This window comes from Duganella sp. BJB1802, from assembly GCF_013369445.1.
Classification (GTDB): domain Bacteria; phylum Pseudomonadota; class Gammaproteobacteria; order Burkholderiales; family Burkholderiaceae_D; genus Rugamonas; species Rugamonas vulcania_A.
Genome location: NZ_JABWEF010000003.1, coordinates 1 through 12721 on the forward strand (window position 1 = coordinate 1; position 12721 = coordinate 12721).

8 protein-coding genes are annotated in these 12721 nt (G+C 63.7%); 4 read left to right on the forward strand and 4 right to left on the reverse strand.

Going from position 1 to position 12721, the window contains the following annotated elements:
- On the reverse strand, positions 1-687 hold a 687-nt coding region (locus HUX88_RS05390), incomplete at its 3' end, for a 1-deoxy-D-xylulose-5-phosphate synthase N-terminal domain-containing protein (RefSeq protein WP_301549461.1).
- 164 nt (positions 688-851) lie between these two features.
- Positions 852-3932: a TonB-dependent receptor plug domain-containing protein gene (locus HUX88_RS05395; RefSeq protein WP_176361101.1), complete on the reverse strand. Its 3081-nt coding sequence runs from the start codon at positions 3930-3932 to the stop codon at positions 852-854.
- Between the two features lie 534 nt (positions 3933-4466).
- On the opposite strand from HUX88_RS05395, the gene HUX88_RS05400 reads away from it, so the two are divergent.
- From HUX88_RS05400 to HUX88_RS05415, 4 genes are all read left to right on the forward strand, one after another.
- Entirely contained in the window at positions 4467-5195 is a 729-nt protein-coding gene (locus HUX88_RS05400; RefSeq protein ID WP_117013186.1) for a 16S rRNA (uracil(1498)-N(3))-methyltransferase, read from the forward strand.
- A 129-nt stretch (positions 5196-5324) separates the two neighbouring features.
- Complete coding sequence (locus HUX88_RS05405; protein WP_117013185.1) at positions 5325-6965, forward strand: NAD(P)/FAD-dependent oxidoreductase; 1641 nt, start codon at positions 5325-5327, stop codon at positions 6963-6965.
- Between the two features lie 119 nt (positions 6966-7084).
- Complete coding sequence (locus HUX88_RS05410) at positions 7085-7267, forward strand: hypothetical protein (RefSeq protein WP_147330384.1); 183 nt, start codon at positions 7085-7087, stop codon at positions 7265-7267.
- A 184-nt stretch (positions 7268-7451) separates the two neighbouring features.
- Positions 7452-10109 carry a TonB-dependent receptor gene (locus HUX88_RS05415; RefSeq protein WP_229219220.1) on the forward strand — a complete coding sequence of 886 codons (2658 nt, stop codon included), beginning with the start codon at positions 7452-7454 and terminating at the stop codon, positions 10107-10109.
- A gap of 69 nt (positions 10110-10178) precedes the next feature.
- Here the strand turns inward: HUX88_RS05415 and corA are convergent, their stop codons facing one another.
- Both corA and ntrC read right to left on the reverse strand, forming a co-directional pair.
- On the reverse strand, positions 10179-11147 hold the full coding sequence (corA, locus tag HUX88_RS05420) for a magnesium/cobalt transporter CorA (RefSeq protein ID WP_117013183.1): 969 nt from the start codon (positions 11145-11147) through the stop codon (positions 10179-10181).
- Positions 11148-11220: 73 nt separating this feature from the next.
- The gene (gene ntrC / locus HUX88_RS05425) at positions 11221-12720 is read right to left on the reverse strand and encodes a nitrogen regulation protein NR(I) (RefSeq protein ID WP_117013182.1); all 1500 of its coding nucleotides are present in this window, start codon (positions 12718-12720) and stop codon (positions 11221-11223) included.
- Position 12721 lies beyond the last annotated feature (1 nt).

Consider the following 12721-nt stretch of genomic DNA (forward strand, 5'->3'; position numbering starts at 1 on the left):
GGCGGAGAGGGCGGCCAGGTGGTGGCCGTCGACCGCGCGGATCACGTTCCAGCCGTAGGCTTCGAAACGGGCCGGGGTGTCGTCGGTGAACCAGCCTTCGACCTTGCCGTCGATCGAGATGCCGTTGTCGTCATACAGCGCGATCAGCTTGTTCAGGCCCAGCGTGCCGGCCAGCGCGCACACCTCGTGCGAGATGCCTTCCATCAGGCAGCCGTCGCCGACGAAGGCGTAGGTGTAGTGGTCGACGATGTCCAGGCCCGGCTTGTTGAACTCGGCCGCCAGCAGGTACTCGGACAGCGCCATGCCGACCGCGTTGGCGATGCCCTGGCCCAGCGGGCCGGTGGTCGTTTCCACGCCCGGCGTGACATCGACTTCCGGATGGCCCGGGGTTTTCGAGTGCATCTGGCGGAAGGACTTGATGTCGTCCATGGTCACCGCGTAGCCCGACAGGTGCAGCAGCGCGTAGTGCAGCATCGAGCCGTGGCCGTTGGACAGCAGGAAGCGGTCGCGGTTCACCCATTTCGGGTTGGCCGGGTTGTGGCTGTAATGGCCACTCCACAGCGCCACGGCGATCTCGGCCATGCCCATCGGCATGCCTGGGTGGCCGGAATTGGCCTTCTGGACGGCGTCCATTGCCAGCGCGCGGATCGCGTTAGCCATTGGGGTATGCGGGAGCGTAGAAGTCATGGTGGTGTGTCAATCACGGAGTTTGAATTCGTTTGCAGTAGGCGCGCTACTTTCTGAGCTGCGTATTTTACCAGAGCAGCGCCCGGCAAACCAAAAAGGGTGGCGCCCCTTGACGGAACGCCACCCCTTGGTCAGCAGCCGGCCGGGGCCGGCGTGTGACGCGCTTAGAACTTCTTGTTGAACTCCGCGCTGAACTTCATCGAACGTGGCGCGCTCATGTTCAGTACCGATTCGTACAGAGCGTAGCGGGCCAGGTTGGTGTTGTAACGCTCGACAACTTTCTGGACCGACTGATCGTTGAAGACGTTGAAGACGTCAACTTTCAGCGTCAGGCCAGGCAGCGCGGTCGGCTTGTACGACGCGTTCAGGTCCAGGGTTTTTTCCCATGGCAGACGACCCAGGGTGCCGCGTGGCGATGGCGTATTCAGGTCGCCGGTGGCGCCGAAGCAGTAGTGCGAAGCCGACTGGTAGTTGTAGCCGACGTCGTTCAGCGTGGTCGGGTTGGTACCCGAGCACGAGCGTGGACGACCCGAGGCGATGGTCACGAAACCGCCGACGGTCAGCTGTGGCGTCACCTCGTAGAAGCCGTAGCCCTTGATCTGGTGTTTGCGATCGTTAGGCAGCAGGCCGTCCGCGTACTTCATCAGCTGGGCGTAATCCCAGGTCTGGGTCGCCGCGACGTCGCCCTGGCCGGTCGTGGTGTCCGACAAGGTCTGGCCTTCCGTGTTGCCGGTGCTGCGGCTCAGGGTGTAGTTCAGCTTGCCGTACCAGCCGTTGCGGTATGGGTGCTCGGCAAAGAAGTCCAGCGCGGCGTACTTACGCTTGGCCTTGTCGAAGCCCAGGTCGGACTGGGTCAGGTGAACGCGGGTGTAGTTGCTCTTGGTGCCGGCATAGTCGACCAGGAAGTCGTTGGCTTCGCCCGGATTGAACGAGGCGCAGCTGAAACCTTCATAGTTCGACGTGTCGATGTTGTGGTCCTTGGCGTACTTGGTGAACACGCGGCCATCGCAGAAGTCGTCGATGGTCGATTTCAGGGTGCGGTAGGTACCTTTGACACCGAAGTTCAGGTCAGGGCTGTAAGCTTTTTCGAAGCCCAGCGTGATCTCGTCCTGGAACGACGGTTTCATGTCCAGCGCTGCAACGGTCTTCGGATCCTTGGCCTGGCCGAATTCATTGTTAGCCGACAGCACGCCGGTCACGGCGGTCAGACCGGTCGGCGCGCCGTGCGCGTCGGTGCCGGTGTAGGTGTAGTACTCGCTGGTGTTGAGCGAACCGTTGGCGCCACGCAGCGCGATCAGGGTCGGCATCTGCAGCGTGTAGCGGCCGGCGCTACCGAAGACCTTGAACGAAGAGTCGCCGTTGGCGTCCCAGACGGCCGACAGACGCGGCGCGATCTGGTTCTTCATTTCGATGTACTTGGTGCCGTCCTGGTTGGCGTTGTAGAAGCCCTCGCGACGGATGCCGCCGGTGATCAGGAGCTTCTTGGTCACTTGCCACTGGTCTTCCACGTACTGCGCGTCCTGGCCGGCGTAGGCGTTGGAGATGGTCGACGACAAGGTCTTCGACACATAGAAGCCCTGCGACGCCAGCGGGCCGCGGCCAGCCAGCACAGGAACCGTACCGCCGGCGACGGTGGTCGGCTTGTTCGGATCGGTCTTCAGGTAGGTCCACAGCGCGCCGCCCGCCAGCGCGTCACCGGCGTTGAGCGAGGACATCGAGTTGTTGTCCAGACCGGCGCGCAGCTTGTGGTCGCCCAGCTTGTATTCGAGGTCCAGGCGTTTCGAGATGACGTTGTCCTTGGAGCCGTTGAATGGCTGGTTGGTGCTGAACGGCTGGCCGCCGCTGTAGTTCAGGCCCGGGGCCTGGTTCTCAGGCGAGGCGGTGACCTGCGCCAGCGTTGGATCGTAGCCGGTCGGCGTATAGACGTGGCTGGCGCGCGATTTGCCGTACAGCGCGTTGATGGTCAGGTCGTCGGTGATGTTGCCGATGTAGCGCAGGATGTTGGCCTGGCCGCCGTTCGCGTTGAACGGACCGTATTCTTCGTGGGTCGAGGTATTGACGGTGCTGCCGATGGCACGGGTCGCGTAGTCGTACGAACGGTACTGGGTGTTGGTCTGCGGCAGATCGCCGAGGCCGGTGTACTCGAGACGGTGATTCTCGTTGATGTTCCAGTCCAACTTCATGTAGTAGCGCTTGGTGTTGGTCTGGTAGTCGCGCCAGCCGTTGGAGGCGTTGGTCAGCGCCGTGCGGCCGTTGTAGACGCCCGACACCTTGTCTTCGGTCTGCTCCAGGGCGACGAAGGCGAACAACGTGTCCTTGATCAGCGGGCCGCCGACATAGGCGGAATACTGGTTCTGTTCGCGGTCGTTGTCTTCGCGGCGGATGCGCAGCGAACCGTCGGTGCCCTTGGCAGGGGTGGTCGCGGTGGCCGGCGTGTACGGGAACTTGCCGGTATTGGCGTAGTACATGTCCTTGTAGCGGGCGCGGGTGTCTTTCGGCGAGGTCGAGACCATGCCGCCGACTTCCCAGGTGTTGGTGCCGGATTTGGTGGTGATGTTGACCACACCGCCGACCGAACGGCCGAATTCGGCGCCGTAGCCGCCGGTCAGCACCTGCGCCTGGGCGATCGCGCCGAACGGCAGTTCAAAGCCGCCCAGCTGGGTCAGCGGATTGGTGACAGGGAAACCGTTGATGTAGTACGCGTTTTCCGACGCGCCGCCGCCGCCCAGGCTGGAGCCTGCGGCATAGGTCGGGTCACCGTGGGTGGTGTTGGGCGCCAGTTGCACGATGGCGTCGACGTTGCGGGCGATCGGCAGCTTGTCCAGTTCGCGCGCGGTGAAGGTGGCGCCGTTGTTGGCGCTGGAGATGTCGATGCGGCTGCGGCGGCCGGTCACTTGCACCGACTGCACGCCGGTGCTGAACACGGCCTCGACACCCTGGCCCGCCAGCACTTCGAGGCTGGTGGTCGAACCCGCCGCACCGCCGCTCATCAGCGTAACGCTGTAGCGGCCGATCGGCATGGAGGAGACGCTGAACCCGCCGCTGGCGTCGACCGCGGTGGTACGCGTCTGGTTGGTGTCCAGATTTTTCAGCACGACAGTGGTCGCGGTGCCTGGAGCAACGCGGCCGTAGACGGTACCGCTGGCGTTCGACTGCGCCATTGCCGGCTGCATCACGGCAACGGTCATGGCCGCTGTTCCGAACGCGATCGACAGGGCGTTGACTAAAACTGTTTTCCTGAGCATGGTTTTTCCCAATTTAAATAAAAAGATTTGCCTTTGTAGGCAATGAAGCCCGTCTCTCGTGGAGACTTATTTACCAAAATCAAGGCTGTATAACTCAGCCTTCTTCTTATAAAAACATGCATATGGCAAAGCTGTCAACAACGCAACTTTCCCTTACACAAGAAAACAACGTGATCGCAAAAAATCTGTATCAAACGGTATAAATCAATATCCATTGTTCCAACAATACTTTATGATGACGACGCACATTCCCTTTTCGGATTGCAGCTCTTGAAAATTTTATATTGATAGTTGGCCTTTTTTCGATACAAAATTATCAAAATCCGCGAATGACGAAATTTTCGTCAACCGGGCAAACCGGCGGTTTTCCCGCGGTGCCAGTGTGGCGCGGTAGCGACAGCACGGCGCCGCGATCGATCCTTCCCGCGCCGCAAACCCCATCCAGAAGACTTTCAGTCGCCAACACAGCGGTAATTCCCCGTCCAGCCCGGGCAGCGATTAAAATTGCCGACGACAATCTGACCGGATCCCCGCATGCCCCGTTTCTACGCCCCCCTCCCGCTGGCCGTCGGCCAAATCCTCACCCTGCCCGACGCCGTGGCCCACCATATCCAGGTGCTGCGCCTGGCCCAGGGCGAACTCATCACGCTGTTTGACGGCGCCGGCGGCGAATACAGCGCCACCCTGAGCCAGATCGAGCGGCGCAGTGTCACGGCCGAGGTCAAGGCCCACCACGCGCGCGAGGTCGAGCTGCCGTTTGCCGTCACCCTGGCGCAGGCGCTGCCCGAGGCCAGCAAAATGGACTGGATCATCGAAAAAGCCATCGAGCTCGGCGTGTCGGGCATCCAGCCGCTGGCGACGCAGCGCTGCGTGGTGCGCCTGTCGGCCGAACGCGCGGAGAAAAAAATGGGGCACTGGCAAAGCATCGTGGTGTCGGCGTCCGAGCAGAGCGGACGCAACCGGCTGGGCCGGCTGGCGCCGCTGCAGGACTACAAACAATGGATCGGCCAGCAGGACCTGCACAAGCGCATCATCCTGACGCCGCGCGCCGAGCAGTCGCTGGCCCACTGGGCGCGCCACCAGCCGGCGCAGCCGGTGACGCTGGTGGTCGGCCCCGAGGGCGGCTTGAGCGAGGCGGAGGAACAGCTGGCGATCGCCCGCGGCGCGCTGCCGTTGGCGATGGGGCCGCGCATCCTGCGCACCGAAACCGCCGGCCTGGCCGCGCTCGCGATACTGAGCGCAAGCTGGGGCGGCATGGATTAGGCGCGGCCGCAAGCCGACACCGGCGGCTTTTTTATGCCTGGACGCATACGGTAAAATAGCGGCTCGCGGGCCTCGCCCGCCTTCCTCCCCGCTAACTACGGGGCCCGTTATTTTTCGGAACGATCTGCCATGTTGCGACTCAATGAAGTAAAACTTCCCCTCAACCACGCCGAGGCCGAACTGCCGGCCGCCATCCTGGCCCGCCTGGGCATCGCCGCCGACGCCCTGCTCGGCTTCACCGTCTTCAAGCGCAGCTACGACGCCCGCAAGAAAACCGCGATCGTGCTGATCTACTCGCTCGACGTCGACGTCAAGGACGAGGCCGAAGTGCTCAAGCGCCTGCACCACGACACCCACCTGATGCCGTCGCCGGACACCTCGTACAAGTTCGTCGCCCACGGCGAGCAGCTCGCCGGCCACGACCAGAATCCGCGCCCGGTGGTGATCGGCACCGGCCCGTGCGGCCTGTTCGCGGCGCTGATCCTGGCCCAGATGGGCCTGCGCCCCATCATCCTCGAACGCGGCAAGCAGGTGCGCGAACGCACCGTCGACACCTTCGGCTTCTGGCGCAAGCGCGAACTCAATCCCGAGTCGAACGTGCAGTTCGGCGAAGGCGGCGCCGGCACCTTCTCGGACGGCAAGCTGTACAGTCAGATCAAGGACCCCAAGCACTACGGCCGCAAGGTGCTCACCGAGTTCGTCAAGGCCGGCGCGCCGGAGGAAATCATCTACGTCAGCAAGCCGCACATCGGCACCTTCCGCCTGGTGAAGATGGTCGAGCAGATGCGCGCCAACATCGAGCAGATGGGCGGCGAATACCGCTTCGAGAGCAAGGTGGTCGACATCGACATCGAGCAGGGCCCGGACGGCGGCCAGGTGCGCGGCCTGACGCTGGAGAGCGGCGAGAAACTCGTCACCAACCACGTGGTGCTGGCGATCGGCCACAGCGCGCGCGACACCTTCGAGATGCTGCACCGGCGCGGCGTCTACATCGAGGCCAAGCCGTTCTCGATCGGCTTCCGCGTCGAGCACCCGCAGTCGCTGATCGACGCCTGCCGCTTCGGCCCCAACGCCGGCCACCCCATCCTCGGCGCGGCCGACTACAAGCTGGTGCACCACGCCTCCAACGGCCGCGCCGTGTACAGCTTCTGCATGTGCCCCGGCGGCACCGTGGTGGCGGCCGCGTCCGAGCCGGGCCGCGTGGTGACCAACGGCATGAGCCAGTACTCGCGCAACGAGCGCAACGCCAACAGCGCCATCGTGGTCAGCATTTCGCCGGAAGTCGACTACCCCGGCCACCCGCTGGCCGGCATCGAGTTCCAGCGCCGCCTGGAGGAAAAGGCCTTCGAGCTGGGCGGCGGCACCTACAACGCGCCGGGCCAGCTGATGGGCGATTTCGTCGCCGGCCGCGCCTCGACCGCGTTCGGCAGCGTGGTGCCGTCGTACAAGCCGGGCGTGCACCTGACCGACCTGGCCACCATCCTGCCGGAGTTCGCCGTGACGGCGCTGCGCGAAGCCTTCCCGGCGTTCGACAAGCAGGTCAAGGGCTACTTCAAGCACGACGCCGTCCTGACCGGGCTGGAGACGCGCACCTCGTCGCCGATCCGCATCAAGCGCCGCGACGACACGCTGCAAAGCCTGAACACGCGCGGCCTGTTCCCGGCCGGCGAAGGCGCCGGCTACGCGGGCGGCATCCTGTCGGCCGGCGTCGACGGCATCAAGGTGGCCGAGGCGGTCGCCTTGTCCATGGCCGCCGACCAGCAGCCCTGATCCCCCCCCCCTGACCGGCCGCGGCAAGGCATCGCGGCGGCCGGCCCCTCCCCAGGCCCATTATCAGGCCGACAATCAGTCATCACATACCGCAACTTTGGCCCCATGAACATGGTTGCATGTTTGACGATCTCCTAGCACCAATCGGCCATAAACGACCAAATACTTTGTATTTTTGTGTAAAAAAATCGCTTTTTTTTGATATTCCTGTGAAATGTGTTGTTTATTTCACTGTTGTTACAGAAGGTGAATTGACCGTGGTGGGCTCCGGTGGTCTCATGCACGCCTTGGATAATTTATAGATGGATTATCCATTGTGGAATCTTTAATGACAAAGTATTAAGCCGCAACCTCGCTAGGAGTTCAAAAGCAATGATGATGGAAACTGTAATTTCGCGTTCACTGCGCCTGATGTTTTCGGGCAGCGCTGCACTGATCGGTGCAGGCCTGCTGGCCCAGCCAGTATTTGCCCAGGAGACCCCTGGCATGCAACGCGTGGAAATCACCGGCTCGTCGATTAAGCGTGTAGACGCTGAAACGTCGCTGCCGGTTCAAATCGTGACCAAGGCGGACATCGCCCGCACCGGCGCGACCAGCACCGAAGAACTGCTGCAGTCGATCTCGGCGTTCTCGTCGGCCGGCGGCACCAGCAACGCCACCGGCGCCGGCACCTCGACCGGCGGCCTGTCGTCGATCTCGCTGCGCGGCCTGGGCTCGACCCGCACCCTGGTGCTGGTCAACGGCCGCCGCCTGGCCGCGTTCGCCGGCAGCGACGGCGCCTCCGTCAACGTCAACGTCATCCCGCTGGCCGCCATCGAGCGCGTCGAAGTGCTGAAGGATGGCGCGTCCGGCGTGTACGGCAGCGATGCGGTGGCCGGCGTGGTCAACTTCATCCTGTCCAAGCAGACCGACGGCGTGGAAATCACCGGCGGCTACGGCTCCCCATCGCAAAGCGGCGGCGGCCAGAACTCCAAGGCCTCGATCACCGGCGGCTACAACACCGACAAGCTGAACCTGGTTGTTTCGGGCTCCTACGAAAAAGAGAAGGCCCTGTTCGGCCGCGACCGCGACTACGCGGCCACGTCGACCAAGCTGCCTTACTACAACGGCACCGCGACCGGCCTGGGCAACATCCAGGGCTCGTTCACGCAGGGCAAAGGCAAGGACGCCGGCTTCAGCGCGGGCGGCTCCGGCTACGGCAACCCGCTGGCCATCGGCGACCAGTGCGGCACCATCAAGATGGGCACGCTGCAGAACGGCGCCAAGGGTTCGCCTTACTGCTACTACGACAGCGGCCCGGACGTCGGCCTGACGCCTGATCGCGAACTGTTCAACCTCACCGGCAACCTGACCTATCAGCTGAACGACAAGCACCAGCTGTTCGCCGACATGCTGTACTCGCAAAGCAAGGTCACCCAGACCTACCAGGCTTCGCCGGCGCGCGCCAGCTTCTTTGAAACCGACGGCGAGTTCGCCAAGCAGAAAGTGGACGCGGCACTGCTGCTCTTCCCAAGCAACCCGGCCTACCAGTCGATCGCCGCGCCCTACCTGCAAAGCCAGGGCTACACCTCGCTGATCGGCAAGCCGCTGGCGATCACCTCGCGCGTGTTCGACTTCGGTCCGCGCCAGAACGTCGACACCGCCAAGCAGGCGCGCGTGGTCGTCGGCGCCAAGGGCACCATCGGATCGGTCGACTACGAAGTGGCGCTGACCCACAACGAGTCCAAGCTCAACAGCGCTGTGACCACCGGCTACTTCTCGCAAGTGGGCTACGCCAAGATCATCAACAGCAGCAACTGGAACCCATGGGCCGCGGGCGGCGTGCAGACCGGCGCCCTGGCCGACCAGCTGAAAGGCGCGGCGTTCAGCGGCGACTTCCTGGCCGCCAAATCGAGCAGCAACTCGTTCGACGCCAAGATCAGCGGCGACTTCTGGACCATCGCCGGCATCACCCCGCAATACGCGGTCGGTGTCCAGTCGCGCAAGGAGAACTACACCACCAATCCGAGCGATGCCTACCAGTCGGGCGACATCTCCGGCCTGGGCGGTTCCGTCCGTCCGGTCGACCGCGACCGCACCGTGAACTCGGCGTTCGGCGAATTGAACATTCCTCTGACGAAGGCGCTGGAAATCAACCTCGGCGCGCGCGACGACCACTACGACGACGTCGGCAATTCGGCCAACTGGAAAGGCAGCGTGCGCTGGCAGCCAGTGAAGACCGTGGTGCTGCGCGGCTCCTACGGCACCGGCTTCCGCGCACCGTCGCTGATCGACCTGTGGCAGCCGCAGACGCTGGGCACCTCCGAACAGTTCACCGACCCGGCGACCAAGCAAACCGGCCAGCAAGTGAATTCGTGGACGGGTGGCGATCCGAAGCTGAAGCCTGAGAAGTCGAAGCAATATTCGTTCGGCGTCGTCTGGCAGCCGGTGTCGACCACCAGCATCGGTGTCGACTTCTTCAACATCAACATCCGCGACATCCTGGCCACGCCATCGGCGCAGGAAGTGGTATCGCGCTTCCGCGCAGGCGACCCGGCCTACGCCAACCTGGTGACGCTGAAGGACAACGAGGTCGAGAGCATCCACCAGATCCTGGCCAACACCGGCAACGCCAACGTGCAGGGCCTGGACCTGTCGGCCAACTGGAAGGACAACTTCAGCTTCGGTAAGCTGGAAGCCAACCTGAACGGTACCTACATGGATATCTTCGACCAGACCAGCCCGGGCGGCGTAGTGTCGCACAAGGTCGGCACCATCGTTGACAACGACGAGAACGGCACGCCGGTGATCGGCGCGCAAAACGGCGGCGTGATCCTGCGTTGGAAGCACCAGCTGGCCGGCACCTGGACCAAGGGCCCATGGTCGACCACCCTGGTGCAGAACTATCGCAGCGGCTACCAGGTTGGCCACGACCTGAACAACAACAAAGTGTTCATCTCGTCGGAAGCCATCTACGATGCCAACGTGACCTACCGCGGCATCAAGAACCTGACCCTGGCGGTGGGCGTGAAGAACCTGTTCGACAAGCAGCCTGACACGATCGGCACCGCGGTGACCAATCAGTTCCAGTCCGGCTACGACATCAACCAGTACGATCCACGCGGCCGCTTCGTCTACGTGACCGCCGGCTACAAGTTCAAGTAATCGTCAGCACGTAAAACAAAAAGCCCGCGCGATCCAGTTCGCGCGGGCTTTTTTTCGTCTGTTTTCCATCTACAACCAGCCGGCCTTCTTGAAGCGCCGGTGCAGGTACAGGCACACGCCCACCATCACCGACAGCGCGAACGGATAGCCGTACTTCCATTCCAGCTCCGGCATGACCTTGAAGTTCATCCCCCACACGCCGGCAAACGCGGTGCAGATCGCGAAGATCGCCGCCCACGCCGCCAGCCGCTTGTTCACTTCGCTCTCCTCGATCGCCACCATCGACAGGTTGACCTGGATCGCCGTGGCGATGGTGTCGCGTATCGTGTCGAGAGATGAGCTGATGCGGTGCAAATGGTCGTGCACGTCGCGGAAATATTCCTGCGTGTCCTGGCACATGGCCGGCACGCGGCCGCCGTGCAGCCGCCCGACCGCCTCCATCAGCGGCGACACCACATGGCGCACAATGGTCACCTTGCGCTTGAGCTCATACAGGCGCTGGATGTTGTCGCGCTGCTTGCCCTGGCTGAAGATCAGCTCCTCGATTTTTTCCAGCTCCGTCTCCAGCATGTCCAGCACCGGGAAGTAGCGGTCCACCACCGCGTCCATCAGCGCATACAGCACGAAGGCCGGGCCGAGGCGCAGCATGTGCGGCTCCTTTTCCGCGCGCGCGCGCACGCCGAGGAAGCCCTGCTGGCTGTGGCCGTCGCGCGAGGACAGCACGTAGCTGTCGCCGACGAACATGTCCACCTCGCCGATGGCGACGTCGCCGTCGCGGCACTCGATGGTCTTGACCACCACGAACAGCGAATCGCCGTACTCCTCGATCTTGGGCCGCTGGTGGCCGCGCCGCGCATCCTCCACGGCCAGCTCGTGCAGGCCGAACTCCTGCTGCATGATCGCCAGCTCGTCCGGCTGGGCGTCGCGCAACGCCACCCAGACAAAGGTCTCCGGTTTCTCGATGTACTCGCTGATCTCCTCGACGGGAATGTCCGCCAGCTTCTGGCCGTCCTGATAGGCCACGCAATTAATCAGCATACTGTTTCCATTAAAAAAAAGCTCCTGGCTTCGTCAGCCAAGAGCTTACCTCAAACCGGCGCGGCAGCCTGGATCAATCGTCCTTGGCGCCGTCGATGCCGAGTTCGGCGATCTTGCGGGTGATGGTGTTGCGGCCTATGCCCAGCCGCACCGCCGCGTCGTTCTTGCGGCCGTGCGTGTGCTTGAGCGCGGTGCGGATCAGCGCCGACTCGAACTGCCGGCCCAGCACCGCCATCACTTCCTGCTGCCCACCGCTGAGCATGCTGGCGGCCTGCGCCTCCAGCAATCCCAGCCAGGCGTCCGGCGCGCCGGCCGCCGGCTGCGTGCTGGCGGACTCGGCCACCGGAACCGACATCACCGTGCCGTGGTGCTGGATCGGCGCGTAGCTTTCGGACGGCGCCGCCGCATGACCCTGGCCCTGCTCCTGGGTCAGCTCCAGCGGCAGGTCCTTCACCTCCACCGTCTGGCCCGGCGCCATCACCGTGATCCAGTTGCACAGGTTTTCCAGCTGGCGCACATTGCCCGGCAAGTCCAGGCCGCTGAGGAACTGCAGCGTGGCGTCGCTCATGCGCTTGGCTTCCACGCCCAGCTGCTTGGCGCTCTGCACCAGGAAGTGGCGCACCAAAATAGGGATGTCCTCGCGCCGCTCCCTCAAACTGGGCAGGCGCAGGCGGATCACGTTCAGGCGGTGGTACAAGTCCTCGCGGAACAAGCCTTCGCGCACGCGCTGTTCAAGGTTCTGGTGCGTGGCGGTGATCACGCGCACGTTGGCCTTCAGCGGCTGGTGGCCGCCGACGCGGTAGAAGTGGCCGTCCGACAGCACGCGCAGCAGGCGCGTCTGCAAATCGAAGGGCATGTCGCCGATCTCGTCGAGGAACAGCGTGCCGTTCTCGGCCTGCTCGAAGCGGCCGCGCCGCGTGGTCTGCGCGCCGGTGAAGGCGCCGCGCTCGTGGCCGAACAGTTCGGATTCCAGCAAGTCCTTCGGGATCGCCGCCGTGTTCAACGCGATGAAGGGCTGCGATGCGCGCGGGCTGTGCTTGTGCAGCGCGCGCGCCACCAGCTCCTTGCCCGAGCCCGATTCGCCGGTGATCAGCACCGTCACGTTCGACTGCGACAGGCGGCCGATGGCGCGGAACACTTCCTGCATGGCCGGCGCCTGGCCGAGGATCTCGGGCGTTTCCGACGGACCGGATTCGACGCTGGTCTCGCGCAGGCTCTCGTCCAGCGCGCGGCGGATCAGCTCGACGGCCTTGTCGATGTCGAACGGCTTGGCCAGGTATTCGAAGGCGCCGCCCTGGAAGGCCGCGACGGCCGAGTCCAGGTCGGAGAAGGCGGTGATGATGATGACCGGCAGGCCGGGGAAGCGCGACTTCACCAGTTGCAGCAGGTCGAGGCCGGAGTCGCCCGGCATGCGGATGTCGGACACCAGCACCTGCGGCGTCTCGAACTCCAGCGCGGCGATGGCGTCGCGCGCGTTGGCAAAACTCTTGGTGGCGAGGTTTTCCCGCGCCAGCGCTTTTTCCAGTACCCAGCGGATCGATTCGTCGTCGTCTACTATCCAGATTGGCTTCATG

Coding starts and splice junctions, on each gene's coding strand:
- HUX88_RS05400 (WP_117013186.1), top strand. CDS start 4,467: ATGCCCCGTTTCTACGCCCCCCTCCCGCTGGCCGTCGGCCAAATCCTC.
- ntrC (WP_117013182.1), bottom strand. CDS start 12,720: ATGAAGCCAATCTGGATAGTAGACGACGACGAATCGATCCGCTGGGTA.
- HUX88_RS05410 (WP_147330384.1), top strand. CDS start 7,085: ATGTTTGACGATCTCCTAGCACCAATCGGCCATAAACGACCAAATACT.
- HUX88_RS05395 (WP_176361101.1), bottom strand. CDS start 3,932: ATGCTCAGGAAAACAGTTTTAGTCAACGCCCTGTCGATCGCGTTCGGA.
- HUX88_RS05405 (WP_117013185.1), top strand. CDS start 5,325: ATGTTGCGACTCAATGAAGTAAAACTTCCCCTCAACCACGCCGAGGCC.
- HUX88_RS05415 (WP_229219220.1), top strand. CDS start 7,452: ATGCAACGCGTGGAAATCACCGGCTCGTCGATTAAGCGTGTAGACGCT.
- corA (WP_117013183.1), bottom strand. CDS start 11,147: ATGCTGATTAATTGCGTGGCCTATCAGGACGGCCAGAAGCTGGCGGAC.